Source organism: Pantanalinema sp. (assembly GCA_036704125.1).
Classification (GTDB): domain Bacteria; phylum Cyanobacteriota; class Sericytochromatia; order S15B-MN24; family UBA4093; genus JAGIBK01.
The window spans coordinates 1-26,579 of record DATNQI010000064.1 but is presented as its reverse complement, the minus strand read 5'-3'; the positions used below and the strand labels follow the sequence as shown (position 1 = coordinate 26,579).

Here is a 26,579-nt window from a genome sequence, read left to right as displayed (position 1 = left end):
CCTCGCCTGCGGAACCCTCGCGGGAGCATCCTATTGAAGCAGGGCGAGGGTTGAAAACGGGCGGCGGACCTCTTGATTCTTGCGGCTTACCGCGATCCACCGGAAATGCGCGTGACCAGGTCGATCACGTCGAGCGTCACGGCGATCGGCAGTGTCAGGGTACCTGCGACCTGACCCACGGGGTTCTTGCTGTTCGCCAACTCGGAAGCGCCCTTGGTGAGCCCGAAGAGCTGCGCCTCGGTACCGTTCGCACCAGGCTTTGCGGCACTTCCCCTGGTCGAACGCGGCGAGGGCGGGTTGAGCGCGTACTCGACCGATCGCACGCGGGACTCGAAGGTGAACAGCTTCTCGCCGGCGTCGGCACGCTGCTCGAATGCGAGCTCCCCGAAGTCGAACCAGGCGGCGTTCATGAGGTTATCGGCGGCCTTGGCGCGCGCCAGCTCTTGCCTGGCACCAGCCAGCCACTGGCCTTTGCCCGCGTTGTCCGCCGGGGGCGGCGGGAATTTCGCCAGGTCGTCGATGATCTGCTGGGCGGAAGGCAGGATGGTGGCGAAGAACTCCTTCTTGACCGCGTCATGCTTGTCGAGCTTGGCGATCTTTCGCTCCGCGTCCGCGATCTGCTTGGTGATCTCGCTGTATTCCCGGCCTGTCACCCGACTCTCGCCCCGGTCGTTCTGCAGCGCATCCTGGGCGCTCTTCGCTTTGAGCAGGCGGCTGTAAGCATCCAGCAGCCAGGGTTTCATCTCCGCGGCAGCCCTGGGCTTGGGCGGAAAGGCGAGGGCCTCCTTGGCGATCCGAAGGCCTGCCTCCGCCTGCCCCCCACCCTGCACGAGCAGCTTGTCGGCCTCGACCCGGGGCGCGGCAGCCGCTGCCGGCTGAGGGGCGCTGGGCGCCTTCGGTGCGGGGTGCAGCCGATGGCTCGCGGCAGATGAAATGCGGGTGTCGCCCATCGGAGCTCTCCTCTTGATCGCCCTCGCCGACAAGCGAGGGATATTGACTGTTTTCCCCAGATCGGCCGCTTTTCGACGGGTGCCGATGAAAGAAGCCCCGTGGCACGGGTCGGGCGCTGCGGTGCGTTACTCGGATCCTTCTTGAGATCTCGGCGTCTCCGGCTACGATCACCGGGACCAGGAGAAAAGGAGGATGCCCATGTCACCCCTCTCCAAGAGCGAACTAGCGGGTTTCAAGGTCGCGGTCATTGTCATGGACGGCTTCGAGCAGTCCGAGCTGGACGGGCCGGTGACGGCGCTGCGCGAAGCCGGCGCCACGGTCCACGTCCTGGCCCAGGACGAAGCCCACCTGAAACACATCATCGGGATGCGTCACTTCGAGCACGGCCCGGGCGTCAAGGCGGACAAGCTGCTTTCCGAGGCCTCCATGAACGACTACGACGGCCTGCTGGTCCCGGGCGGCCTCGCCAACCCCGACGCCATGCGTCAATCGGACGCGCACCTGACCTTCCTGCGGGCCTTCATGCGCGCCAACAAGCCGGTGGCCATGATCTGTCACGGTCCCTGGGTCCTGGCGGACGCGGAGCTCGCTCAAGGGCGGAAGCTGACGTCGTGGCCCGGCATCCGGCGCGACATGGAGCGAGCAGGTGCCACCTGGGTCGACAAGCAGGTCGTCCGCGATGGAAACCTCGTCACCAGCCGCAAGCCCCAGGACATTCCGGCTTTCAACGCGGCCTTCATCGAGAGCCTGGTTTCCCTCAAGCGTCCTGTCTAGCACCGGGGATCGAATCCGTGCCGGCATCCGCCCCCTAGGGGGCGGGTGCCTGACTTTGGGCTTGGTAGGGGAGATTGGTAAGTCGAGTGCCCACGTTCCCTCGGTCGTCTGCAGGGTATGGGCTCCCATGTGACAGCATTCGAAGGTGTCGTGTAGATGTCGGTTTCGTGGCTTCGCCTACCCCAAGTTCTGGCGGCGGCAACCCTGATCATGGCTTGTGCCGTAACTGACGACGTGGGCTTGATCGAGCCGCAGGCAGTCACGTCCCCGTCTCCGTCGCCTTCCACTCCAGCCCCCACCCCGTCGCCGACTCCCTCACCGACGCCCCATCCCACCCCGACTCCAACCCCGACTCCAACCCCGACGCCCACGCCGACCCCAACCCCGAAGCCCACACCGACCCCGACACCGACTCCAATCGCTAAGCAGGTGGCGGTCTCGCCCACTTCGGCCACGATCAACGCCTTGCCGCCCTCGGGGCCTGGCGCTCCGGGCTACGTGACCACCGTTCAGCTGTTCGCGACCGTCACCATGTCGGACGGCAGTACCCATGGCCGGGTCACCTGGTCGAGTTCCGATCCGGCGCGCGTTCGGGTCGCGCCGGACGGCACGGTTCAGGCTCCCTCGACGGCCACCGCGGGAACCGCGACCGTCACCGCCACGGCGCAGGGGACCAGCCTCACGGCCTCCGCCCTCATCACCGTCACGACCGATGGCGACCTCTTCATCATCGTGGAGTAACGCATGCGAACCACATCGTCGACCTACATCCCAGGAACCGCTCTGCTGACGCGTGCCCGCCTGCAAGCCCGGCGCTGGGCCGTCGCAGCGCTCGCCTTGGCCCTGTCGGCTTGCCAGCTGGCCCCCACGCCCCTCGCGGGGCCGGCGTCCTCGGTCGTGGAGGCGGTCACGGCGACGAGCAAGACGGAGGCCACGGCCATCCGTGGTGCGGTCCGGTTCCCGGCCATCAAGGCGCAGGCGGCCCCCGACTACGCCTCGAGCAACGCCACGCTGACCTTGATAGGCCTTGCGGACAACCTCACGGTCGTCACGGGAAAGACCAACACCGACGGCTCGTTCGTGCTGCCGCTCGGCGGTTTCACCCCTGAATCCAACACCTACTTTTTGCTCGAGGCGAGCCGCGGCCTCAACAACCATGCGGCCGGCAACACCGTGGCGCGCTTCCGGACGATCCTCAAGTGGACGGGAAGCGCCTGGACGAGTATCTCGGGCGCTTCGATCCTCATCAACGCCCTGACCACGGCGGTGGCCATCGAGAGCAGCCTCGATCCCGTGAACGTCAGTCCCGGCGCCACCATCGACAAGGTGAGCGGTACCTCGCTCAACGCCAGCCCCGTTATGACGGGGCACCCCGACCCCGAGGTGGCGGCCCTCGCGGCCTCGATCGCAAGCTGCCTCACCAACGACCTGGATCCGGTGGGCAGCGTCCCGTCGATCAAGCCCAGCCTCACGGCCCTTCAGCCGCCGACCGTCGCGGTCAACGGGGCCATGGTCCTGAAGGGGCGGGGCTTCTCCCCCATCGCGGGCGACAACACGGTGCTGTTCGGCACGGCGACGGCCTCGGTCTTCTTCGCCTCTCCGACGTCGCTCGGCGTGTACGTGCCGGCGACCGCCCCCGGTACCGGTGTCCTGAAGGTGACGACCTCCCAGGGAACGAACCCCGAGGCCCTGTCGTTCGTGGTCGCGGGCGCCGGGGGCGCTTCCGGGGGATCGGGCGGCGGCACGGGCGCGTCTCCCGTGATCACCGCCCTCTCTCCGAACTCGGGCGATTTCAACACCAACGGGGTCACCGTCACGGGCACCGACTTCGACGCCTTCGGCGTCGGCAGCCTGGTGCGCTTCAACCAGATCAACGCGCCTTTCCTCTCGTCGTGGACCAACACCGAGGCCGTGGCCAAGGTGCCGGGGCCCACGCTCGCCGGCCGCGTCTCCGGCCCGGTCCTGCTGGGGACCCGCCAGGGCCTTCTGAGCCAGCCCTACGGGAACTTCACGGCCTCGACGGACGTCACCGAGAACTTCCTGGACAACAACCTGTGGGACTCGGACAACAGCCTCAACGTCGTCTGGACCGGCGGTCCCCGCATCCTCTACGACGGCAACCTCAACGTGCCGGCGGGCACCACGACCTTCGCGCCGCCCCGGAGCATCCTGGCTTCGGACGGCAACGTTGGCAGCCAGAACGTCATCGTGGGCAACAGCCTGGGCTTCCAGCCCGGCCAGGAGATCTTCCTGGTCCAGCTCTATGGCACGGGGGCAGGCTACTGGGAGTTCAACACCATCAAGTCGGTCAACGGCAGCGTGCTGACGATGACCAACGCCCTGGCCCACACCTACAACCAGGGGCAGTCCCTGTGCCAGAAGGTGCCCCACTACGGCGCGGTCACGGTGACCGGGACCCTGACGACCCAGGGGGTCGATACGCTGGGGCTGGCTGGGGGCTTCATCGTCTTTCGATCGGACACCCTGACCGTGAACGCGGGCGGGCGCATCAGCGCCGATGCCCTCGGGGGGACGGGCGGCGTTTACGCCTCGACCTCGGGCTTCCCCAACGCGAACATGGGGTCGGCCACGAACGGAGGCGGCGTGGGCATCAACAACGGCCGAGGCGGTGGGGGCTACGCCGAGGGCGGCAGCGTCACCAATGACGGCTCGCGCGTGCCTGGCGGCAACGGCATCGGGAGCAACGGCGGCGGCGGCGGCAACAACAACGGCGGCGGCGGCGGCTACGGCACCGCGGGTGGAGGCACCGCCGGATCCGGCGGCTATGCGACCGGCGGTTCGGCGGGAGGCACCCCCGATCTCAGCCGCATCTTCCCGGGGGCGGGCGGCGGCGCCGAGCACAACAGTGTCAGTAGAGGCGGAAACGGGGGCGGGGTCGTTTTCATCAACGCCTCGACCCTGACCAACAACGGTGTTATCTCGGCAAACGGTGGCAATTACGTCGGGAGCTACGGCGGCGGCGGTAGCGGGGGGTCGATTTTCCTGAACGCCTCGACCATGTCCCTGGCGGCCAGCTCGGTGCTCGTGAACGGCGGGACCGGATACAACTCCACCTGGTCATCGTCCTATTCGGCCGGCGGCTACGGTAGGGTCCGGCTCTCGTACGACAAGCTCGGGGGCGTGATCTATCCCAACAGCGGGCTCGAGTCCTCGGCGGCTGGCGCGAGCACGCCGCGATATAGTTCGACTGCGCTCTCCCTCTACCAGATCGCCATGGGCACGGTCCAGTCCAAGGCCTACGACACCGGCACCATGGCGCCCACCTACATGAGCGTCAGCCCCAACCAGACGCTCAATGGCGGGTCGCTCGGCTTCGAGTACTCCAGCAGTTCCGACGGCGTGTCCTGGAGCCCGTGGAACGCAACGTTCGCGAGCCTGCCGGCACGGCGCTTCCTCCGCTGGAAGGCGACGGTGTCGGGGAATGCAGTCCTGAACAGCCTCGCGCTCAACTACGCCTACTGAGCCTATGCGACGCCTCGCCCTCGTCATCCCCCTCGCGGCCGCCTGCGCTGCGGCTTGCGTCCCCCCCGGAGCCTTGGTCCGGGGGGTGGCGCCTGCCGTGGTCCCGAACACGCTTGGCGCCACGCACCTCGAAGCCGCCGCACCAAGCGGCAGGCTAAACGTCGCCGTGCGCTGGCCTGCGCGTGGCGAGTTCCGAGCGCAGCTGATCCCGACCAGCGCCAACATGATCCGGATCCAGGTCCGAGATGTCGCCGGTGAGCTGATGGCGCGCGCCGAGTTCATTCGCCCGGGGGATGAGAGCACGATCGCGACCGCCAGCTTCGCCCTTTCCTCGGGCACCGGACGCAGCGTGCTCGTCCAGGCCTTCCGAGAGCTGGTGCCTGCCCCTGGCGTTGCGCCGGTGGCCGAGGGAAGCAGCACGGGCATCACCATTTGGCCGAGCACGTCCGCCGCGGTCACGGTGACGCTGGTCCCGACGCTCGGCCCAGTGATCTACGACATGACGCCCAACGGCGGGCCGGGCAGCCTGGTTAGGATCGTGGGGGGCAACTTCCAGACCGGCCCGCTCTTGGTCCGGATGGCCGGCCGAAGTATCGACCCGTTCGTGACCCTGCGCGGCGATCTCCTGGAGTTCGAAGTCCCGCCCGATGCCCAGGACGGGCCCGTGGAGGTCGACGTGGACGGGGTGAAGGAGAGCCGGCCGTTCCAGGTCATCCGTTCGATCACCCTGGCCCAGGATGCCTTTGACCAGGTGGCGACGGGCTCCGTGGTGAACCTCGTGGCCGAGGCCCGTACGGCCAGTGGTCAGCTCATCCGCGAGCCGGAGCTCGGCTGGTTGGTCGATCGCCCGGCCCCCGAGAGTTCGCTGGCCCAGGGCGCCTTCACGCCGCTGGCCACGGGAACCTTCGTCGTGCGCGTCTACTCGGGGACGATCGTCGCGACCGCATCGGTGAAAACGCCATGAAACAGCTGAGACACGCCATTCAATGGCATATTTGGAAGGCGATCGCTTTGGCCCTCGTCGTGACGGGCTGCGCCCCGGCAGGCGTCACGCCCCCGCTCGTTCCCGAGCTCGCGGGGAGGGTCGATTTCGGGGGGCGTAAGGTCCAGGCCGACATCGAGGAGGTTGCCCTGGCTGCCACGGTTTCGCTGATCGATACCGACAGCAACGTGACCGTGGCCACCACGCTCACGGATACCAGTGGAAAGTTCGTCCTCACCTTCGGCAGCAGGTTTCGTCCCGGCGGCAAGGTGTACTACCTGGAGGCCTCCAAGGGGCTGTCCAGCAACCTCGCGGGCCACGACGCCGTCCGCCTCCGAACGATGGCCCGGTACCAGCCTGGTGGCTGGGTCACCCTCACCAACCGATTGCCCGGGGTGGGCATCTGGCTGAACCTGTCCACGACCGCCCTCTCCGTGATCGCCAGTTTGGAGGGGAGCGCGTCGATCCCGCCAGAGGGGTTGCTCAGCACGGTCACTCCGGGAACCCTCGACTCGTCCTTGAGTCCACCGACCCCCGACACGTTCGAACCCTCGGGGACGGGCATCACGAACCTGGCCTTCCACCAGGTCTACGGGCTCATGGACCGTCTTCTGGCCAACGACGTTGACCCGGTGGCGGGGCTGGCGAAGCGACCGGACGGTTACGGGATGGCCGAGAGCGTGCCTTTGGGACCGCCGCCCACCCTTCTCACGATCGTTCCGGCGGCGAACGCCGTCGGCACCGTCGTGATCCTGTATGGCACGAACTTCGAGCCTGTCGCCTCCGACCAGACGGTCTCATTCGGCGGCGTCGTGGCCCCCGTGCTGGCCGCGACGCCGACCCGGCTAACGGTGCGCGTGCCCGCAGGAGCCGCCACGGGGCCCGTGATCGTGCGGGCGAGGACGGGCGTCACCGGATCCGTGGCCTTCACTGTCACCGCCACCTCCTCGTCCGACATCGGGGGTTCCTTCAGCGCGAGGTGAGCGCTGCTGGCGACGGTACCGGCCAGGAACGACGTCTGAGCGCTCATTCGCCCCGGCAAATGTCCTTCAGGGGACAGAGGTCGCACTTCGGCGCCTTCGGGTGACAGTGGTGGTGCCCAAGCGCATCGATCAGGGCGTGGTACTCGTTGAAGAGGGGCACGTCTGGAGGGAGGCGATCGCTGAAGAAGCGCCGCATGGCCTCGTAGCCGATGCGTTCGTCGAAGTAGCCCAGCCGGCTGAAGATGCGGCGGGTGTAGGCGTCCACCACGAAGCTGGGCAACTCGGCCGCGTATACGAGAATGCAATCGACGGTCTCGGGGCCCAGGCCGTGGACCCCGAGCAGCTCGCGCCTGAGCTCGAGAAGCGGCGTGGCGAACAGATGCGACAGGTCGCCCCCGTGGCGCTCCACGATGTGGGCGGCAAGCGACTTGAGCTTGCGCGTCTTGGCTCTGAAGTAGCGAGAGGGCCGGATCAGCTCCTCGATCAGCGGCTCGGGGGCCGCGTGCAGCGACCGCCAGTCCAGCAGATCCGCCTCTTTCAGGCGCCGGAGGCACGTCTCGACGTTGCGCCATGCGACCGACTGGGTCAGTTGGGCTCCGACCATCATCTCGGTCGCCGTGTCGGCGGGCCACCAGCCGCGAGGGCCAAAGTGGGCCAATAGGCGGCTGTATATCGCCTGCAATTCGTCTGGTGGAGCGTCTTTGAGGATCACATTCCCTAGTCTATCAGGTCTGGTCAAGGGGATAGAGGGCCCCGGCATTTCACGACTTCTTCCTGAATGTAAGTCGATTGCCTACGTTGCCCTGACTGGGATCGGGGTAAAACCGCATGGTGACTATCATTGGAAGGTGTCGTCAGTATGCCGGGTTCGTGGCTTCGATTACTCTATGCGATCTTGGCCGTTGCTAGCCTGATCGGGGCTTGTGCCGGGACGGAGGACCTCGGAGTGATCGAGCCGCTGGCGGTGACTCCCACCCCCACCCCGACACCCACCCCGACACCCACGCCCACGCCCACCCCGACACCCACGCCCACACCCACCCCGACACCTACGCCCACACCTACGCCGACCCCCACACCTACGCCGACCCCCACCGCCCAGCGGGTGGTGGTATCGCCCACATCAGCCACGATCAATGCCTTGCCGCCGTCGGGGCCCGCCGCGCCGGGTTTCGTGACCGCCATCCGACTGGTTGCGACGGTCACCATGTCGGACGGCAGTACCCATGATCGGGTCGTCTGGTCGACCTCCGATCCGGCTCGCGCACTCGTTGCGACGGATGGCACGGTGCATGCCCCTTCGACCGCTACTGCAGGCCCCGTGTCCATCACCGCGACCGCTCTCGGGGCAAGCGTCGCGGCCTCGGCCCTCATCACCGTCACGACCGCGGGGCGCATCAACGTGATCGTCCGATAGGAGCCAGAGCCTTGCGCGTTGCGTTGTCCTTGATTCGAACCGCTTTGCTGCTGAGCGCAAGTGTCGCGCTGAGCGCATGCGCCAGCGCGACGCTGCCGGTTGCCACCCTCGAGCGTCTAGAAGCGGGCGTGGGCAACACTGAATCGAACGTGCGGCCCGAGGTGCCGCCCACGGTCACCGGGACGCTGCGCCTGTCCATTCTCTGGCCCGAGCGTCGTGACTACCGGACGCTGGCCATTCCTCTCCGCACCAACGCCATCACGGTCCAGGTGCTTGATGTTGCCGAACATCGCCTGGCCGAGGCTGTGATCACGCGCCCCCAGGCCGGAACGTGGGTAACGACGGCCAACCTCACCGTGCCCGCAGGAGCCGATCGTCGGGTCGTGGTCAAGGCCTTCCAGGAGCAGGTCCCGGGATTCGACTCGGTCCCGATCGCCCAGGGTGACGTCACCGTCACGGTCGAGCCGAGCCAGGAGGTGACGGCGGATCTGGCACTCGTTCCCCAGACCATGCCGGAGATCGCATCGATTCCATCCAGCGGGGCTCCCCTTTCCACCGTCGTGATCACGGGGAGCGGCTTCAAGGGCTGGGGCCAGCCGGTGGAGGTGCGCTTCGGCGGGAGCCTCGCCCCCTACGTCTCCGGCAACGAAACCCAGCTCACCGCCGTGGTTCCGACCCAGGCCGAGGATGGCCCCATCACCGTGACGGCGGACGGACTGACGGTGACGAGCGCGCAGGGCTTCCGGGTCATCCGGGCCCTCGCGCTGAGTCCCGAAACCGCCGTCGCATCGGCTGGCGCCCCGATAGACTACCTCCTCGGCGCAACCGACAAGCTCGGCGTTCCGATCCCGAACCCGGTCGTCACGTGGTTCTTCCAGCAAACCTGCCCGGTCCTTTCGCTGCCTGGTGAAGCGACCCCGTCCACCTTGCTCGACGGCCTCTTCACCCCTGGCTCGACGGGCAGCTACGAGATCCGCGCCACTGCCGGCAGCCTCATTGCCACCGCCTCGGTCACGGTCAACTAGGAGGGTTCATCCATGCCTCAGCCCATCAAGCGTCGCCAGGCGAATCTTGTTCCGGGATTGGCCGTTTTGACCGCTTTCTGCCTCACATCCTGCGTGACGCCCGGCGCCAGCGTTTTTTCAACCTTGCCCGACGCTCCGGCCCGTGTTTCCGACGGCGCCGACGCCATCGAGCATGCGGCATCGCAGGCGCGAGCGACCGACACTGCCATCCGTGGCGCGCTGTCGATGCCGGGAGACCGCACGATCCTTGCGGCTCCGGATTACGCCTCGAAAAACGCGACCCTGACCCTCGTCTCGCTTTCGGATAACCTCACCATCGTCACCGGCCGCACCAATGCCGACGGCACCTTCGTGCTCTCGCTCAACGGCTTCACCCCTCTTCCCGGGTCGACGTTCCTGCTGGAGGCAAGCCGCGGCCTCAACAACCACGCCGCGGGCAACGACGTGGCGCGCTTCCGCACCTTCCTGACCTGGACGGGCGGGGCCTGGACGAGTACCTCGGGCACCTCGATCGTGATCAACGCTCAGACCACGGCGGTGGCGGTCATCAGCAGCCTGGATCCGATCGACGTGCCCCCGGGCGGCACCATGAACAAGGTCTCGGGCACCAGCCTCAACGCGTCCCCGGCCTTGACCAACCACCCCGATAGCGAGATCGCCCTGCTTGCCACCGAGATGCTCAGCTACCTGAACAAGGACTTCGACCCGGTGCGCAACACGGCGAACATCGGGCCGAGCATCACCACCCTGACCCCATCCAACCCGACCTCGGGCGGGGCCATGATCATCACGGGGAGCGGCTTCTCGCCCATCCAGAGCGGCAACGTGGTGCGCTTCGGGGCGGCGAGCGCCTCGATCTTCACGGCCTCCTCTACCGCGCTGGGGGTGTTCGTCCCCCCCGGCGCGCCCAGCTCGGGGGTCGTCACGGTCAAGACCGGCGTCGGGACGAGCAAGGAAGCCGCAGCCTACGCCCTCTCGGCCTCGGGAGGCGGTGGGGGCAGCGGCGGAGGAAGCGCAGGCGGCCTGAGCATCTCGGCCCTGGTGCCCGCCAACGGTGCACCCGGCGATTCGATCATGATCCGCGGGACCGGCTTCAGCACGACCTTGAGCGACAACGTCGTCAAGTTCGCCGGGGTCGATGCCGAGGTCACCTACGCCGATAGCGACATGGTGGTGGCCAAGGTTCCCGCCGGGGCGGCCTCGGGCCCCATGACCGTCACGGTTGGCGGGGTGACCAAGGGTTTCTTCTTCAACTTCACCGTGCCCATCATCGCCTCTTTCTCCCCCAACACGGGCAACGAGCTGACCTCGGTGACGGTCAACGGCCAGAACTTCGCCACCCAGGGGCCCCAGAGCAAGATCCGCTTCAACGGGACGCCGTCGCCGAACATCACCTCGTGGTTCGGCACCCAGGCGGTGGGCCTCGCGCCGCCTCCCTCCTTGACGGCGCGCATCTCGGGGCCGCTCACGGTCCAGTCGGATGCGGGGATCATCAGCCAGAGCGGCGGCCCCTTCACCGCCCGGCAGAACGTGGTCGAGAACTTCGCCACCACCAACCAGAAGAATGGCAGCACCAATGCCGCCTGGGGCAGCAACGCGCTCCAGCCGGCATCGGCGGTCACGACGTTCACCCAGAGCAACTTCAGCGCGAACACCAACGTCGGAGTAGCGTTGAACGGAAGCAACCAGCTCACGATGCTGCCTGCCGTGATGGCTCACACCGGGCAGCAACCCGGTGGGAGCTGGGCCACGCAGCTGGGTGTCGATGGGGCCTCGTACTTCTTCGGGAACGGATCGGGCACCGTATACAGGTATTCGTTGTTCGATGGCTCGTCAATGGGGACGCGCGGGATGGGAACGAACTCGGCCGGCAGTTATGTTTATCTGCCGACCGAGAACCTGTATGCCGAGTTCGGGCCGAACAATGCTGCGATCTACAAGTACAACGCCTTCGCCGGATCCCAGGTGACCAGCGGATACAGCCATACGTCCTTCTTGGCCACGAACGGGACCCATTACCTCGTGAACTCGAACTGGGGCAACTACTCCATCATCGGCACGGGATTGGGCGCCGTGGCCAATCCCTGGTCCTTGACCAACTCTGGCGGTCTTGCAGCCGCCGGGTTTACCGGATCACCGACTTTCCTGCTCAAGAACTCGACGGCTGCTAGCATTACGACTCTGCAGGCGCTGACCTACCCGGGTGGGGCGAATGATACGGTCAACTTGCCCTTCACGATCGGGAGCACGGGGCTTTCCATGGCTTATCCCACGATCGGCTCGAACGGGACCGATCTCTTCATCCTGGGCTCAAATGCCGCCTACAACGGCGGGGCGCTGTCGCTTTTCAGGTTCAAGGTCAACGGTTCGGCAATCACCTTCGCGTCGGGTGCTTCAGGCACCTCTCTCACCTCGGCGTTTGCCCTTCCCGCGAGTTCCATCTGGGATACCTTGACCTTCAACGGGACGGTGCCTGCAGGCACCGCCCTCACCGTGGATGTTCTCGACGGATCGACCAACGCCGTCCTCATGAGCAATGTCTCGAGTGGAACGAGTCTGAACGGCCTCGCCGCGGGTAGCCTCAAGCTCCGGGCCACCATGACGGGCGGGAACACGGCCGTTCCTCTGCTCACGTCGTGGTCGGTGACCACGCGTCCCTCTTTCGCCATCTCCAATGGTTACGACACGGGCACCAACTACGGGGTCTACGAGTCCCCGGTCATCAACGCGAACAACGGCAGCTACACCATCCAGTACCAGGACAGCGCCGACAACAACGCATGGGGTTCCTGGGTCTCGGACATCACCACGCTGACCCGCCGCTACATCCGGTTCAAGGTGAACTTCTCGGCCTCGAACACGCAGATCACCCGCATCACCCTCCCTTACACCTACTAGGGGGACGGCCATGCGCAAAGTGATGACCACGCTGCTGCTCGCGGGACTTGGAGGGTGCGCCCTTTTCCCCGGGGCCTCGGATCCGATTCCCGAGCTGTCGGGCCGGGTCGATTTCGGCGCGCCCCTGAGGACCCAGGCCACCCTCGACGAGGTCGGGGTGGCGGCGACCGTGACCCTGATCGGGGCCTCCGACAACCGGGCGGTCTCCTCGGCCCTGACCGACGCCGGTGGCCGCTTCGTTCTCTCCTTTCGAGGCTGGAAGCCCACCACCGGCGAGGTATACTACCTGGAGGCCATCAAGGGGCTGAACCAGAACCTCGCCGGAAGCTCGGCGGCCAGGGTCCGGACTCTGGGGGGCTGGACTTCCGGCGGCTGGAAGTTCCTGACCCAGGGGGGGATCATCATCACCACCGGCACCACCGCCGTCGCGATCCTGACCAGCCACTTGGGAACGGCATCGGTGCCGGTGGACGGGCTCGTCGGCAAGATGATCGCGGGCACCCCGGACGCTTCCTTGATGCCCACCACCGCAGATACCTTCCAGCACGCCGGCACCGGGATCACCAACGCCCAGTTCCACAAGGTCTACGAGCTGGTCGATCAGGCCCTCGCCCAGGAGACCGACCCGATGGACCGGATCGTCCCTTTGGGCCCGTCCTTCGTCCTCAAGGCCGGCACGGGCCTGGGAGGATACGTGCTCGCACCGACCTTGCATGCCGCCGTCCCGACCGAAGGGCCGGTCGGGAGTCTCGTCACCCTGTACGGCCTTGACTTCGCCGGGGCGAGTACCGACAATGCCGTCTATGTCGGGAACAAGCGCGCCACCGTGATCAGCTCGGATCCGAACCAGCTGGTCGTTCAGGTGCCGGCGGGCGCCGCCACCGGCAACCTGACGGTCCGGACCCAGGGCGGCACCAGCGCGGCACTCCCCTTCACCGTCACCGCGATCGGTGCTTCCGATATCGGTGGGACCTTTGCACCGCGCTGACTCCAGCCCCAGGAGAGGAAGAGCGACCCGACCCTTGGACACGCACCCCTGGCATGCCCCGGAGTTCCTGCCTGCGCTCGGTCTTGCCGAGGGGGCGAAGGTCCTTTGGGGACTTTCCGATCACGAGGCGCGGTGTGAGGCCATGGCGGCGCAGCTGAGGCATTCGGATCAGGCGCCACTTTTGGCGCGGGAGCTGCACGCGGTGCCCGAAAGGACCCGCGCGACCCGTCCCTACTACGCGATGTTCCAGGGCGACCTGCTGGCAGCCGAGCGCGAGGATGCCCTCGCGATCACCCTTTACAGCCGGGCCCAGGTTCTCGCGCCGGCCCCTACGCTCGCCTTGGAGATCGACGTTCGGCGATTCGCCGCGCTCACTCGGCTCGGAGCCCATACCCAGGCATCCGAGCTCGCGCTGCGGCTCGCACCTCGAGCATCGCACCTCTCGCTCAACGGCCTTGCCTTGTGGGAGTACTACCAGGGCATCCGGCAGTGGCGCCTGGGCGAGACGAGCGCGGCGCGAGCGCACATGGAGGCGGTCCTCGCCCTGGATGGACCGTGCGATCGACGCGTCGCCTTCCTCCACTTCAGCGCCCGGTATGCCCTGGGCGCCACGGCCATCGACCTGACGGCAATCGACGAGGCCAAGTCGCAGGCCGACGCCCTGGTCGCGCTCGGCTTGCGCTACGGCTTTCGCGCCAACCTGCTCGTGGCGTTCGTCCAGCGCATCAACGCCGCGCTGCTCGATCAGCGCCGGGTGCCCGCGATCGAGGAGCTTTTCGAGGTGCCGGGCGAGGCCTTCGACCAGGCCTCGCTCGTTGCTCGCTTCGACCTGGTGACGAGTTTCGGCATCCGCGCCCTCTTGCTGGGACAGCTCGCGCTGGCTCATTCCCTGTTCGCTCACCTGGCCTCCGGCATGCGCGGGGTGACGGCGCATCGCGGAACCATCGCCCGCTTCTGGCTGATGCACGTCCAGGCGCGCCAGGGCGACCTCTCACCGGCGCGAGAGTCCCTGGCCATGCTGCGTTCCCAGGCGCAGCCGAAGCGGTTTCTGGCCAACCTGGAGCCCACCTGGGCGGTACTCATGCTCCAGATCGGCAGGGTACCGGAGGCCCGGGAGGCCCTGGAGCGGATCGACGAGGCCTCCCTGGGCGCGGAGGACAGGCTGCGGGTCCAGCTCTATCGGCTCGCCGCCGCGGCGCTGGCCGGCAACGCGGAGGCGCGTTGCTCCTTGAAGGCCCTCATCGAGGGGCCCGAGGGCGTGCCGCTGAAGGCCATCGAGGCGAGGCTGCTGCAACGCCTGGGCCTCTCGGATGCGCCGCCCCCCCTCTGCCTGAGTCTTCTCGGCCAGCCATGCCTCCGGGTGGGCGAGGACGTCATCGCCTTTCCACGGCGCAAGGTCCTGTCCCTGCTCGCACTGCTCGCGCTCCATCCCGCGGGCCTGAGCAGCGCGGAGCTGATCGAGCGCCTCTTCCCGGCGAGCGATGACCTGGAGCCGCAAGCGGCTTTGCGAAAGGCCGTCTATCTGGCCCGTCAGGTGCTCAAGGCGGCGGGAGTGCCCGACCCCATCCATCGCTTGCATGGGCGTTTTCGCTTGCGCGAGGAGAGCTTCGCGCTCATCGACTCCCGCGAGCTCGAGCACCTTCAGCGCAAGGCGCTCGAATGCGAGGAGAGGGGCCATCACGAGGCAGCCCGTTTGTTCCATCGGCTCGTCGCGTGGATGGGGGCGAACCCGCCTCTCGACGGGCTGAGCGAGTCTTGCTTCGTCGCGCCCCGAGCGCGTCTGAGCGAGATTTGCGAGCAGTCGCGCGCCTACTTGAGAGCGAACGACCTTCCGCCCTCGCCGCCGCCCCTGGCCTGGAGCGAGGGCTGGGCCTTGCTCGAGACGCAGCGGCCGGCGCTCGTCGAGCGTATCCGGAGCCTTCAGGCCGCCCGGGCGTCCGGGCACCAGGAAAGGGCCCTCGCGCTCCGCGAGGAGTTGCTCATCGCGACCGCCTTGGGTGATCGTCTGGACGCTGTCGCCCGGGGGATCGTGCTCGCGCATGAGGCCATGGCGGCGCTTGCCGGCGATTCCCCCGATGGCCTCGCCTGTAGCGAGCGCCTGGCGAATCATGCCGCGCGTCATCCTGGCGAAGTGGATCGGCTCGTGGTGCATGCCATCGGCCTGCACGCGCGCCCCCACGAAGAGGAGGACGAGCTCTCGCCATCGCGCCTCCTGGAGACCCCTGCCGAGTGGCTGGCCGCCCCCGATCCCACCGCCCTTGCCCTCTACCTGGCGGCCTTTGGCCAACATTTCGTCCGCGCGGGCCAGCCCCAACTTGCCGAGCGGATCTTCGACCGCCTGCGCCAGGAAGGACCCTCGCCGATCCTGGCCGCGGCGCTCGCAATGGGCGAGGCGGCCCGCACCGCGGACGGGAGGCCTCGCGAGGGCCGGATCCGCCTGCGGTGGTTCGGAGCGCCCGCCGTGCAGGTCGAGGGCGAGGCGATCCGCTTTCCGCGCAAGAAATGCCTCTCCTTGATCGCGCTGCTGGCCCTTCATCCCGAGGGGCTCTCGGTGGATGGGATCTTCTCGCTGCTCTATCCCGCCGCTCGGCACGCCAACGCCAAGAAGACGGTCTATTCCCTCGTGGCGACCACCCGCAAGGCGCTCGAGGCGCGGGGGGCCTCGGACCTCATCGTCTCGCTGCCTGGCCATTATCGGTTGGGGACGGCGGCTCGCCTGAATTGCGAGCTGGGGGCCTTCGATGCCCTCGTCGCGAAGGCGTGCGAGCTGGAGCGGCTAGGCTTGACGGCCGTTGCCGGCGACTTCTACCGGATGGCGGCCGATCTGGCGGTGGACGGGCCCTTCTGCGACAGTCTCGATGAGCCTTGCTTCGATGAACCGCGGCGTGCGCGGCTGGCGCAGGGCGCTAAGGCTTTCTTGCGCCCGGCGCATTGAGGCGCGAGATCAGGTCGAGCACGTCGATCGTCACCGCGATGGGCAGCGCCACGACCCCCGCGGCCTGCGCCACGGTACTTTCGCTGCTAGCCAGCTCGGAAGCCCCCTTGGTGAGCTCGAAGAGCTGGGACGAGCTTCCGGTCGCACGCGTCGGGAAGACCTCGCGCTCGACCTGGCGCACGCGCGCCTCCAAGGCCTTCAGTTCGCTGCTCTTGCCGCCGAGAGCCGCGTCCGCCACCCGGGCTCGCGTCAGGGCGGGCCGGGCGTCGGCCAGCCACTGGATCTTGCCTGTCGTGTCGGCGGGGGGCGCCGGGATCTTCGCGAGGTCGTCGAGGATCCGCCGGGCCGCTTCCTGGCTCGCGCGCGGCTGGGTCGCAAGGGCGTCGCCCGCCGCTCGGGGCTCGGGCGTCGCCGGGCGCGCGGGCGTCGCGGGTGGCCGGGAGGGGGAGCGGGGCACGGACGGCGAGGCGCCGGTGATGCGAGGGTCAGGCATGGGGGTACTCCTTTTAGACGGGCGTGATCAGCCGTTGTGGTCCTTGCGCTCGGAACCGAACGCGCCGAGCGCCTCGAGGACCTTGGACCAGCCCACCTCGCGATCGAAGGCGGTGCGCTTGTACTGGGCGAAGAGCGCCTCGTTCATGGCCTGATCGCCGGTGGTGAGCTGGGTCATGATCGTCAGGCCGTGCATGCCGGCGCGGTTCGCCTCGTCCGAAAGCGCAACCATCACCGCGGCGCCGAGCGAGCGGCGCACCTGGACGCATGCCTGGGTGAGCGCGGGGTCCCCCAGCGCCTCGAGCTTCTCGCAGAGGTCGTACAGGTCGGTCTGGGTCTGGGAGCGCCCCCAGTTGCGGCTTGCTGCCAGCGCGGCCTGGATCTCGGCCTTGCGCGAGGGCACCAGCGAAAGCAGGGCGTTGCTCATGGCCTTGATCGGGGAGATCGCGGCGGGCACCTTGCTCAGATCGACCGCCGAGTAGGTCGTGGCGGTGCGCAGCTCGGGCTGCTGGAGCGCCATGCCCTTGGTGACGTAGGCGGCGGCGAAGTCGCGGGCGGTGATCGCAGGGGACTTGGCGAGCAGATCGAGGTTGCGGTAGAAGAGCGAGTCCGAGCCCGTCCGGGTGAGCATGCCGTCCTCGGAGGCGACCAGGTACTTCGCGCTGTCCGAGAGCTGGTAGCCGACCTCGACCGAGGCCATGAGGCAGGCCTTGGTGGTGAGGACGTCCACGCCCTTGCCGTCGCTCCCCTGCTTGATGGCCCCCTGGAGCTCGGGCAGGAAGATGCGGCTGCGCGAGTGGAAGTCGTCGGCGATGCCGAGCGGCCCGTGGCCGTGGCTGCGGATGTCGAGGACCCTGAGCTTGCCGGGGTACTTGCCGAGCCCCCAGGAGATGAACTCGCGAAGGTGCGCGGCGCTGCCGGAGTCGGGATCGGCGAGGCCCACGTAGGGCGAGGCGTAGGCCTCGTCGCGCCCATCCGGGGTCACGAAGAAGCGGTAGGCTCCCTCCTTGTCGCGGTTGCTCACCTTCTCGAAGCCCCTGGCCCACGAGAAGCGGAAGGCGAAGACGTCCGCCGAGACCAGGAGGTTCATGGTCCTGGGATCCACGACCTTCTCCATCACGTTCAGATCGGCCGGAAGGCTGCCCTGCAGGTTGTTGTCGACGGCCTGGTAGCTCAGCACCGTGCTCGCCTTGAGCGGGCTGGACGCGGGGAAGTCGCCTTCGGCGGCCTTGGCGCGCAGCGTCCCGTCCGCCTGGACGCCCGGTGCCCATATCGCCGGAGCGGAGCAGCCCGCAAGCATGCCCGCGCTCAGAGCGAGCGTGGCGAGGCGCGACAGGGTGCGACGGATGCTCAACATGGACGCTCCTTTGTGACGAGGGAGGAGACCTCTCATCAACTTGTCGGAGCGAGGAGCGGAGAGTAGGTAATCGAGCGGTTAAGTTGTGTTAAAGCTTTTTGCTGCTCGTTACCAGAAGCGCCACCAAGGCCGCTTGGGCGCAACCTTGAGGCCCTCGAAGGGGTTGCGCTTCGCGTTGCTCTCGGCGAACTTGCGAAGCAGCCAGTCGCCGGGGCTCGGCTCCCGGCTGCCCTCGAGCGTCAGCTTGAGAGGGCCGGTCGTGAACGACGCCGGCTGGAAGGAGCGCATCCGGGAATTGTTCGTACTGAGGCTCATATCCCATTCCTGTGGTGAAGACCCAACGCGGCTAGCTTAGCTCCGCGAGGCAGGCCGGATCGGTGACCGTTGCCTCCATGGCGCTCCTTACCCCGGTCGGAGCGTTTCGAGAACCAACGCTCGCTACGATCGGGAGATGCTATACTCGGGGGCGATGGGATTCAAGGCCAAGCCCTGCCGCACCCGCCAAGCGTCGGTAGGCACTGCGAAGGAAGAAATCATGGCACACGTATCTGCCGCCCCCAAGGTCGAGTCGCCCGAGCCCGCCGTGCTCTCCCCCACGGCCGGAGTGGTCGTCGGTGCCGTCTTCATGGGGCTGTACCTCACCCTCCTGGTGTATCTCTTCGTCGCCAACGCCGGCACGGTGCCGGTCGCGCACTAGGTAGGACGCCAGAAGGCCCCGGTCGCCGAAGCGACCGGGGCCTTCTGCTTCTGGGGCTACTTGAGCGCCAGCGCGGACTTCTTGAAGTTCTCGTGGCACTCGAGCAGGTAGTTCTTGGCGAACGCCTCGTCCTCCCAGCCCATGATGGTGGGGTAGAGGTTGTCGAGGTTCTTGTAGACCTGGAAGAAGTGCTCGATCTCGAGCAGCAGGTGCGGCGAGACGTCGGTGTGCTTGGTGATCTCGGTGTAGCGACGGTCCTTGCAAGGCACGGCCAGGATCTTGTAGTCCTCGCCCTTCTCGTCGGCCATCTTCAGGATGCCGATGGGGCGCACGCGGATGATGCAGCCGGGGAAGGTGGCCTCCTCCATCGGGACGAGCACGTCGGCGGGATCGCCGTCGCCCGCCAGCGTCTGGGGGAAGAAGCCGTACTCGGTGACGTAGTGCAGGGGGCTCGAAAGCACCCGATCGAGACGGAAGTTGCCGGTCTCGGCTTCGTACTCGTACTTGTTGCGGCTATCCTTGGGGATCTCGATGATGACGTCCGCTTCCTGGGGGAAGCGCTCGCCCAGCGGATAATGGTACAGGCTTTGCACGTTTGTCTCCTAAAGCAAGGCTCTTTTCGGGGGATGAAATCCCCATAATTCGCTCAGAATATAGCATACGCGCCTTCCGAGCGGCAAGATCAGGCCGCGTCTGCTACCATCGCAGGTAGCCGACGCATCACGAGGAGTCCCCATGCCGCAATCACGCAAGCAAATCGCCGTCATCGGGCTTGGCCGCTTCGGGCGCAGCGTCTGCCGCACCCTGCACCAGCAGGGCCACGAGGTTCTGGGGATCGATGCCTCGGAGGAGGAAGCCCGCTCCGCTCAGGCCGAGGAGATCGCGACCCACATCATCCAGGCGGACGCGACCGACCTGCACGCCCTCGAGGAGCTCGGCCTCTCGAGCTTCGACACGGTCGTCATCGCCATCGGGACCGACCTCGAGGTGGCGGTCCTGACCGTGCTCAACCTGGTCGAGCTGGGGGTTTCGCGGATCGTCGCCAAGGCCTCCCACGACAAGTACGGCAAGGTCATGGAGCGCGTCGGCGGCGACGCCATCCGCATCGTCTATCCCGAGGCCCAGATGGGCGAGCGCGTCGCCAACGCCATCAGCGGGCAAGGGATCATCGAGATGATCGAGCTGGACCCCGACTACAGCATCTTCGAGGTGCCGGCCGCCCCCGTCTTCTACGGGAAGACCCTCGCGGAGGCGGACATCCGCGGCCGCTTCGGCGCCACCGTCATCGCCATCAAGGGCAGAGCGGGGGTCAACATCGCGCCTTTGAGCGAGGATCGGATCCAGGCGGGCGACATCCTCACGGTGATCGGCGCCAACGATCGCCTGAAGCGTTTCCCCCGGTAGCGCGCCTTGAGGTTGTCGACGCCGCTGCCCCGGCGAGCCGGATCCCGGCTCAACGCCTCCCAGCTGATCGTGCTCGGGTACCTGGGCTTCATCCTGCTGGGGACCCTGCTCCTGATGCTGCCCCTCTCCCACGTGCCGGGGCCGCGGCCCTGGATCGACGATCTGTTCTTCGCCGCCTCGGCCGTCACCACCACGGGCCTCGCCCCCGGGGACGTGGTGGATCGCTACACCTTCTTCGGGCAGGGGGTGCTGATGCTGCTGATCCAGCTCGGGGGCCTCGGCTACATGACCTTCTTCACCCTGACCATGATCCTGATCGGGCAGCGCATCTCCCTGCGCGATCGCCTCAACATCCAGGAAGGGCTGGAGCAGCCGGGAATGGCGGGGCTCGTGCGCTTCGTGCTGCACATCGTCGCCTTCTCGCTCTCGGTGGAGCTGGTGAGCGGCTTTTTGCTGGCCTGGACGATGGTTCCGGAGTTCGGGTGGCGCAAGGGCCTGGTCATGACGATCTTCCACGTCGTCGGGGCCTTCAACAACGCGGGGTTTCCCTTCTTGCCCGAAGGCGCCATGCACTGGCAGCGCAACGCCGGGGTCCTGCTGGTGCTCGCATGCACCACCGTGATCGGAGGGCTGGGCTTCAACGTGAACCGGGAGCTCGTGCGCCGCTACGTCCTTCGGCGCCCGCCCAGGCAGCGCTGGAACGTGCTCATCGGTATCGTGCTGGGCCTGACGGCGGCCCTGCTGGTGATCGCCACCGCGGTGATCTGGGGGGCCGAGGCCCGGAACCCAAGAACCCTGGGCCCCCTGCCCTCGAGCCTGCAGGCCGCCAACGCCTTCTTCATGGCGGTGCAGCCCAGGTCGTGCGGGTTCAACAGCGTGGACGTCGGGGCCATGACGCGGCCGAGCCTGCTCTTGATGCTCGCCCTGATGTTCATCGGCGCGGGGCCCGGGTCGACGGGAAGCGGCATCAAGCTGACGACGCTCGCCGTCACCGCGGCGGGGGTCCAGGGGGTCCTGCAGGGGCGCACGGAGATCTCGCTCGACTACTTCAAGCGCCGCCTGGACGCTCACCTCGTGCGCAAGGCCTTCGCCGTCGTGCTGCTCTCGCTGGCGGTGGTGGCCTTCGCCACCCTGTTCGTCGCCTCGATCGAGCCGCTCCCCTTCCTGCCTCTGCTGTTCGAGGTGATCTCCGCCTTCGGCAACGCGGGCCTCTCCATGGGCATCACGGGGCAGCTCGGAACGCCAAGCAAGCTCATCCTGGTCCTGACCATGCTGGTGGGGCGCGTCGGGATGATAACGGCGATGCTGTCGCTCTTCCCTTCGCGCCGGCACTCGGCGGTCCGTTACGTGGAGGAGCCCCTTCTGATTGGCTAGCGCGCCGTCGCGGCACGTCGCTGCGCGGCACGATGGATTTCGGCAGGTGAGCCGAAGAGAAGGCTTGCTCGATAGGTTATCTTCCCGGGTGGGGGGAGCGCCATTGAGAACGAGACGAGCCGCCGCTTGTTGCGGGATAGCGATCGCCTGGATCCTGATCGCCCTGGGGTGCGGCAACCCGGCGCCGCCGACTGCCGCCCAGAGCTCCCCCACGCCGATCGCCTACCCGTACTTCCCCGAACGCCCCAGGGGGCCGGCGATTCCCATCGGCCTGGACGTTCCCGCGACCCCGAGCGCGACCCCCGGAACGTGGCAGCGCATCCCCTTCGTCTACCCGCTCACCTCGGACAGGGGGACCTTCGCCCTGTACGATCGCGCCACCCCGGACATTCTCGTCTTTCCCGGAGCGGGCTTCGGCCTCAACAGCATCACCGAGCTCACGACCACCCGGTACGCCTTCGACGACGGGCGCAACGTCTACCAGTACGATATCGTGACCGAGGAGCGTACCAAGCTGGTGGACGGAATGACGGTCGGTGGCTTTGCCTTCGGGCCCAACTCCGACGATCGCAACGAGCTGTTCTTCCTGGGGACTTCCGATCCCCGCCTCGCCGCCGATCGGATCGGGTTCCTGTTCGTGACCTTGGACTATCCCGGCTCCTATGCCGGCAAACCGATGGGGATCGGCCCGGTCAACGCGTTGGCAGCCCTGCACGGCGGGGTCGCCTCGTTCGACGTCGACTCCGCTGGCGAAACAATCGTCTTCACCACGGCCGACGGTGGGCTTTACCTCTTCCAGCCCATTTTTCAGCTGGTGCAGGATTTGCTCGCCGACCAGGAGTTCAGGCAGGGCTTCGCCCACGTCGTGACGATCGATTCGAAGTGGGCGCGGTTCGTGGTCTGGGAGGATCACCGGCGCGACAGCATCCTCGTGCTGGACCGCTGGACCGGGCTCATCGACGCGGTGCCCGAGGTCGGCGTCGTCTTCAACAACATCCAGGCCAGCATGCCGGCGTTCAAGAACGGCGACCCCTTCAACCTGATTTTCAGGTTCACCACCCGCGACGATCCGCCCGATCCGCGCTTTGCGGTCTACAACCTGCTCACCGGGGACATGGCCTTGATTCCCATCCTCAACAACGCCCTGGAGGAGCCTGGCCGGACCCTTTTCAGTCGGCCCGGCCTAGGCGAAAGCAGGCACTAGTCTTCTTGTGCGGCGTCCGAGATGGGCGCTTCGTCCTGCTTGAGGGACTTGAGCTCGCGGTAGACCCGGACCATGGCGGTGAGCTCTTCGATGAAGTCGGGCAAGGTATCCGTCTTTTGCATGGGGTGCTCCTTTGAGGCTGAAAATACCAACCAAACCATCATACCAAGCCCCGCCGAAAGGTGCGGTGATCCGCGCAACCAAGTTCGTCGATCACCGCAAAGCCGCTTCTCGCGGGTATATGCTGGGGGCGTCCTGACCGGTTCGTAAATGGAGCAGACCCACGCAGATGCGCCGCCGCCTCTACATCATCGGCACGGGGGGCCTGGCCCGCGAGATGGCCATGGTCGCCGAACAAGTGAACGCGCGCGAGCACCGCTGGGACTTCGCGGGCTTCATCGGCAGCGGCTCGGCGGTGGTGGGCAAGGACCTCGGCCTGGGCGTCATCGTGGGCAACGATCGCTGGCTGCTGGAGCAGGACCTGGAGGCGGATCTGGTGATCGCCATCGGTCGCCCCAAGGTGCGCGCCTCCGTGCTCACCGAGTACGTGCAGCAAGCCGAGCGCTTCCAGTTCCCCAACCTGATCCACCCGGACGCGACGCTGGACTTCCGGCGGATCGACTTCGGCCAGGGCAACGTGGTCTCGGCCGGGTGCCGCTTCACCTGCGACATCGAGGTCAAGGACTTCAATCTCTTCGGCGCGAATGCCACCGTCTCGCACGACGCGGTGATCGGCAGCTACAACGTCGTGAGCCCGGGGGTCAACATCTCGGGCGGGGTACAGATCGGCGATCGCGTCCTGCTGGGCCCCGGTAGCCAGATCATGGGCTACGTCTCGATCGGCGACGACGTCCTGATCGATCCATGCCTGGTGGTGCGCCACGACATCCTGGACCCCCTCGACGTCTTTCTCGGCTAGCAGCAAGGGGGCCGCCTGGCGAGGCGGCCCCCTTCGATCCAAGGGCCGCTTAGTGCGCGTTGCCCGTCATCTTGACGCCGATGATCCCCGCGATGATCAGGGCGACGAAGAGCAGGCGCAACGGATCGCGCGACTCACCCAGCAGGAAGATCCCGACCAGCACCGTGCCGACGGCCCCGATCCCCGTCCAGACGGTGTAGGCCGTCCCCAGGGGCAGCTGCTTCATGGCCTGTGCCAGGAAGACGAAGCTTGCGATCATCACGATCACGGTGCCCACGCTGGGCCAGAGCTTGGAGAAGCCCTCGGTGTACTTGAGGCCCGTCGCCCAGACGATCTCGCAGATCCCCGCGATCAGCAGCCATGCCCATGCCAATTCGTTTCGCTCCTTTCAGATGCCCAGGTTGCCGGCTGCGTGTCCGAGTTCGGCCGGTGAAAAGGCAATCCGGCCATCCTAGTCGAGCACCTCGCGGGGGTCAATGAACCGCCCAGGAAATGCCGTCAGGCGGGTGTGATCGTTGCTGTGATCGCACGGGGGTAAGATGACCATGGGCTCGCTTCCCCGATCCGCCGCCTTCACGAGAGGAGATTCGTCATGCGCCTTGATCGTCGTCTGAGTTCGCTTGCGCTCCTGGCGCTGACCCTCGCCCTCGGCTCCGGGTGCGAGAGCGGCTTGACCCGCAGCCTCGGGCTGGGCGGAGCATCCGCCACGTCCGCGCAGGGGGACGTGGCGCCTGGGTATCCGGCAGGGGAGCAGCAGGGCTCGGGCCTCAAGGGAGGCGAGGTGGACGACAATGCCCAGTTCGAGGCCTACCTGTCTTACCTGTCGAGCTACTCCGGCGGAGGCGTCGTCCCGCTGGACGTCTCCGATCGTTATCAGTTCTGGCTCAGGGACACGGCGTCCAGGAGCGTTTCCAACGCCACGCTCACCGTCCTCGCGGGATCCGACGAGGTTTTCTCGGCGAAGTCCGCGAGCAACGGTCGCGTCCTCTTCTTCCCCAGGGCCTTCCCGCTCGCCGCGCAGGCGAGCGACTCGTTCACGGTGCGCGTGGAGAAGGGGGCGCAGCAGTTCACGCGGACGATCCCGCGAGGCGCCGAGCGAAGCGTCGTGCTCGATTGGCCCGATGCCCGCGCCCAGATCCCGCCCAAGGTCGACCTCTGCTTCACGCTGGACGTGACGGGCAGCATGGGGGACGAGCTGAGCCGCATCCAGACGACCATCGGCGACATCGCCGCGCGGATCAAGAGCTTGCCGGATGCGCCCGCGCTTCGCTACGGCCTGGTGGCGTATCGCGATCGCGGCGACGACTTCGTGACGCGCCCCTTCGACTTCACCTCCGACCTCGAGACCTTCCGCTCGCGCCTCGACTCGCTGGCGGCCGCGGGCGGCGGCGACTACCCCGAGGCCCTCAACGAGGGGGTGGGGACCTCGATCGACGCCCTCGGCTGGGACGCGTCGGAGAGCGTGCGCCTGATGTTCGTGGTGGGCGACGCCCCCCCGCACCTGGACTATCCGCAGGACCCGCCCTACACGACCCACATGGTCAAGGCCGCGCGGCGCGGCATCAAGATCTACCCGCTCGGTGCGAGCGGCCTGGATGCTCGGGGCGAGTACGTCTTTCGACAGATGGCTCAGTTCACCGGCGGGAAGTTCCTCTTCCTGACCTACGGGGGCCAGACCTCGCACCAGGTGGGCCCCGTCCAGGAGAACAACCTGGACGATCTGGTGGTGGGCATCGTCAAAGCCGAGCTGGCCGATCTGAAATAAAGTTGGCAAGAAGGGTTGACACCCGGTTAAGCCGGTGATAAGTTTGAAGAGTGGTTGCGCGTTGCATCGCAGCGGGCCGCCGCCGAGCGAAATCCGGGGGTTCATCTTCGGGCTTCGATCGCAATTTGCCTGGAGGGATACCCAAGTGGCCAAAGGGATCTGACTGTAAATCAGACGGCTCTGCCTTCGTTGGTTCGAATCCAACTCCCTCCACCACCAAGCCCTCGTAGCTCAGTCGGCAGAGCGTATCCTTGGTAAGGATAAGGTCACCGGTTCAAATCCGGTCGAGGGCTCTTTTTTCTTGTTTATTTCCGGAAATCCCGCACAAACATCGGCTACTTGAGGAGGAATCACCAAGACCATGGCCAGAGCGAAGTTCGAGCGCAACAAGACGCACGTCAACATCGGCACGATCGGTCACGTCGACCACGGCAAGACCACCCTGACCGCCGCCATCACGATGACCCTGGCTGCCGCCGGCAACGCGAAGGCGATGGCCTACGCCGACATCGACGCGGCCCCCGAAGAGAAGGCCCGCGGCATCACCATCAACACCGCCCACGTCGAGTACGAGACGGGCAACCGCCACTACGCTCACGTCGACTGCCCCGGCCACGCCGACTACGTCAAGAACATGATCACCGGTGCCGCCCAGATGGACGGCGCGATCCTCGTTTGCTCGGCCGCTGACGGTCCCATGCCCCAGACCCGCGAGCACATCCTCCTCAGCCGCCAGGTCGGCGTTCCCCACATCGTCGTGTTCCTCAACAAGGCCGACATGGTGGACGACGTCGAGCTCCTCGAGCTGGTCGAGATGGAAGTCCGCGAGCTGCTCAGCGCCTACAAGTTCCCCGGCGACGACATCCCCTTCGTCGCGGGCTCGGCCCTCAAGGCCGTCGAGCAGATGACCGCCAACCCCAAGACCCAGCGC

At 67.0% G+C, this 26,579-nt stretch carries 25 protein-coding genes and 2 tRNA genes; 19 read left to right on the top strand and 8 right to left on the bottom strand.

Going from position 1 to position 26,579, the window contains the following annotated elements; genetic code table 11:
- Positions 1 to 86: 86 nt before the first annotated feature.
- Positions 87 to 950 carry a hypothetical protein gene (locus V6D00_10395; protein ID HEY9899579.1) on the bottom strand — a complete coding sequence of 288 codons (864 nt, stop codon included), beginning with the start codon at positions 948 to 950 and terminating at the stop codon, positions 87 to 89.
- Between the two features lie 193 nt (positions 951 to 1,143).
- Between V6D00_10395 and V6D00_10390 the strand changes: the two genes are divergently transcribed.
- From V6D00_10390 to V6D00_10370, 5 genes are all read left to right on the top strand, one after another.
- Positions 1,144 to 1,725, top strand: coding sequence for a type 1 glutamine amidotransferase domain-containing protein (locus V6D00_10390; GenBank protein HEY9899578.1), 582 nt, complete (start codon positions 1,144 to 1,146; stop codon positions 1,723 to 1,725).
- Between the two features lie 429 nt (positions 1,726 to 2,154).
- Entirely contained in the window at positions 2,155 to 2,466 is a 312-nt protein-coding gene (locus V6D00_10385; GenBank protein ID HEY9899577.1) for an Ig-like domain-containing protein, read from the top strand.
- 3 nt (positions 2,467 to 2,469) lie between these two features.
- The gene (locus tag V6D00_10380; GenBank protein HEY9899576.1) at positions 2,470 to 5,208 is read left to right on the top strand and encodes an IPT/TIG domain-containing protein; all 2,739 of its coding nucleotides are present in this window, start codon (positions 2,470 to 2,472) and stop codon (positions 5,206 to 5,208) included.
- A 97-nt stretch (positions 5,209 to 5,305) separates the two neighbouring features.
- Complete coding sequence (locus tag V6D00_10375) at positions 5,306 to 6,172, top strand: IPT/TIG domain-containing protein (protein ID HEY9899575.1); 867 nt, start codon at positions 5,306 to 5,308, stop codon at positions 6,170 to 6,172.
- Positions 6,169 to 7,173 (top strand): IPT/TIG domain-containing protein, encoded by a 1,005-nt coding sequence (locus V6D00_10370; GenBank protein ID HEY9899574.1) that lies wholly within the window; start codon positions 6,169 to 6,171, stop codon positions 7,171 to 7,173. Before V6D00_10375 ends, V6D00_10370 begins: the two co-directional genes overlap by 4 nt.
- Before the next feature lie 43 nt (positions 7,174 to 7,216).
- Here the strand turns inward: V6D00_10370 and V6D00_10365 are convergent, their stop codons facing one another.
- On the bottom strand, positions 7,217 to 7,831 hold the full coding sequence (locus tag V6D00_10365; GenBank protein HEY9899573.1) for a hypothetical protein: 615 nt from the start codon (positions 7,829 to 7,831) through the stop codon (positions 7,217 to 7,219).
- A gap of 549 nt (positions 7,832 to 8,380) precedes the next feature.
- Between V6D00_10365 and V6D00_10360 the strand changes: the two genes are divergently transcribed.
- The 5 genes from V6D00_10360 (at position 8,381) to V6D00_10340 (ending at position 16,436) form a co-directional block, all read left to right on the top strand.
- Positions 8,381 to 8,590 (top strand): hypothetical protein, encoded by a 210-nt coding sequence (locus tag V6D00_10360; protein HEY9899572.1) that lies wholly within the window; start codon positions 8,381 to 8,383, stop codon positions 8,588 to 8,590.
- Positions 8,591 to 8,601: 11 nt separating this feature from the next.
- Positions 8,602 to 9,615, top strand: coding sequence for an IPT/TIG domain-containing protein (locus V6D00_10355; GenBank protein ID HEY9899571.1), 1,014 nt, complete (start codon positions 8,602 to 8,604; stop codon positions 9,613 to 9,615).
- A gap of 123 nt (positions 9,616 to 9,738) precedes the next feature.
- On the top strand, positions 9,739 to 12,513 hold the full coding sequence (locus tag V6D00_10350) for an IPT/TIG domain-containing protein (GenBank protein ID HEY9899570.1): 2,775 nt from the start codon (positions 9,739 to 9,741) through the stop codon (positions 12,511 to 12,513).
- Between the two features lie 10 nt (positions 12,514 to 12,523).
- Positions 12,524 to 13,501, top strand: coding sequence for an IPT/TIG domain-containing protein (locus V6D00_10345; protein ID HEY9899569.1), 978 nt, complete (start codon positions 12,524 to 12,526; stop codon positions 13,499 to 13,501).
- Between the two features lie 34 nt (positions 13,502 to 13,535).
- Positions 13,536 to 16,436, top strand: coding sequence for a hypothetical protein (locus tag V6D00_10340; protein ID HEY9899568.1), 2,901 nt, complete (start codon positions 13,536 to 13,538; stop codon positions 16,434 to 16,436).
- Here the strand turns inward: V6D00_10340 and V6D00_10335 are convergent.
- From V6D00_10335 to V6D00_10325, 3 genes are all read right to left on the bottom strand, one after another.
- Positions 16,408 to 16,929 (bottom strand): hypothetical protein, encoded by a 522-nt coding sequence (locus tag V6D00_10335; protein ID HEY9899567.1) that lies wholly within the window; start codon positions 16,927 to 16,929, stop codon positions 16,408 to 16,410. The genes V6D00_10340 and V6D00_10335 overlap by 29 nt on opposite strands.
- 27 nt (positions 16,930 to 16,956) lie before the next feature.
- Positions 16,957 to 18,282 carry a clostripain-related cysteine peptidase gene (locus V6D00_10330; GenBank protein ID HEY9899566.1) on the bottom strand — a complete coding sequence of 442 codons (1,326 nt, stop codon included), beginning with the start codon at positions 18,280 to 18,282 and terminating at the stop codon, positions 16,957 to 16,959.
- 111 nt (positions 18,283 to 18,393) lie between these two features.
- Positions 18,394 to 18,600, bottom strand: a complete 207-nt coding sequence (locus V6D00_10325; GenBank protein HEY9899565.1) for a hypothetical protein — start codon at positions 18,598 to 18,600, stop codon at positions 18,394 to 18,396.
- A 220-nt stretch (positions 18,601 to 18,820) separates the two neighbouring features.
- Between V6D00_10325 and V6D00_10320 the strand changes: the two genes are divergently transcribed.
- On the top strand, positions 18,821 to 18,982 hold the full coding sequence (locus tag V6D00_10320; protein ID HEY9899564.1) for a hypothetical protein: 162 nt from the start codon (positions 18,821 to 18,823) through the stop codon (positions 18,980 to 18,982).
- A gap of 56 nt (positions 18,983 to 19,038) precedes the next feature.
- Here V6D00_10320 and V6D00_10315 read toward each other — a convergent pair whose 3' ends face one another.
- Positions 19,039 to 19,575, bottom strand: a complete 537-nt coding sequence (locus tag V6D00_10315; GenBank protein ID HEY9899563.1) for an inorganic diphosphatase — start codon at positions 19,573 to 19,575, stop codon at positions 19,039 to 19,041.
- Positions 19,576 to 19,717: 142 nt separating this feature from the next.
- On the opposite strand from V6D00_10315, the gene V6D00_10310 reads away from it, so the two are divergent.
- The 3 genes from V6D00_10310 (at position 19,718) to V6D00_10300 (ending at position 22,964) form a co-directional block, all read left to right on the top strand.
- The gene (locus V6D00_10310) at positions 19,718 to 20,386 is read left to right on the top strand and encodes a TrkA family potassium uptake protein (protein ID HEY9899562.1); all 669 of its coding nucleotides are present in this window, start codon (positions 19,718 to 19,720) and stop codon (positions 20,384 to 20,386) included.
- Between the two features lie 6 nt (positions 20,387 to 20,392).
- Complete coding sequence (locus V6D00_10305) at positions 20,393 to 21,760, top strand: potassium transporter TrkG (GenBank protein HEY9899561.1); 1,368 nt, start codon at positions 20,393 to 20,395, stop codon at positions 21,758 to 21,760.
- A 103-nt stretch (positions 21,761 to 21,863) separates the two neighbouring features.
- On the top strand, positions 21,864 to 22,964 hold the full coding sequence (locus tag V6D00_10300; protein HEY9899560.1) for a hypothetical protein: 1,101 nt from the start codon (positions 21,864 to 21,866) through the stop codon (positions 22,962 to 22,964).
- Here the strand turns inward: V6D00_10300 and V6D00_10295 are convergent.
- Positions 22,961 to 23,086 carry a hypothetical protein gene (locus V6D00_10295; GenBank protein ID HEY9899559.1) on the bottom strand — a complete coding sequence of 42 codons (126 nt, stop codon included), beginning with the start codon at positions 23,084 to 23,086 and terminating at the stop codon, positions 22,961 to 22,963. The two genes, V6D00_10300 and V6D00_10295, sit on opposite strands and share 4 nt — an antisense overlap.
- A gap of 167 nt (positions 23,087 to 23,253) precedes the next feature.
- Between V6D00_10295 and V6D00_10290 the strand changes: the two genes are divergently transcribed.
- Positions 23,254 to 23,883, top strand: coding sequence for an acetyltransferase (locus V6D00_10290; protein ID HEY9899558.1), 630 nt, complete (start codon positions 23,254 to 23,256; stop codon positions 23,881 to 23,883).
- Between the two features lie 49 nt (positions 23,884 to 23,932).
- On the opposite strand, the gene sugE is transcribed toward V6D00_10290, so the two are convergent.
- Positions 23,933 to 24,256: a quaternary ammonium compound efflux SMR transporter SugE gene (gene sugE / locus V6D00_10285; protein HEY9899557.1), complete on the bottom strand. Its 324-nt coding sequence runs from the start codon at positions 24,254 to 24,256 to the stop codon at positions 23,933 to 23,935.
- A gap of 219 nt (positions 24,257 to 24,475) precedes the next feature.
- On the opposite strand from sugE, the gene V6D00_10280 reads away from it, so the two are divergent.
- The 4 genes from V6D00_10280 to V6D00_10265 all read left to right on the top strand — a co-directional run.
- Entirely contained in the window at positions 24,476 to 25,648 is a 1,173-nt protein-coding gene (locus V6D00_10280; protein HEY9899556.1) for a vWA domain-containing protein, read from the top strand.
- A 131-nt stretch (positions 25,649 to 25,779) separates the two neighbouring features.
- Positions 25,780 to 25,864: transfer RNA gene (locus V6D00_10275), tRNA-Tyr, on the top strand.
- Between the two features lie 4 nt (positions 25,865 to 25,868).
- Positions 25,869 to 25,941 (top strand) — tRNA-Thr (locus V6D00_10270).
- Between the two features lie 68 nt (positions 25,942 to 26,009).
- Positions 26,010 to 26,579, top strand: a 570-nt coding sequence (locus tag V6D00_10265; GenBank protein ID HEY9899555.1) for a GTP-binding protein, incomplete at its 3' end; no start/stop codon positions are given.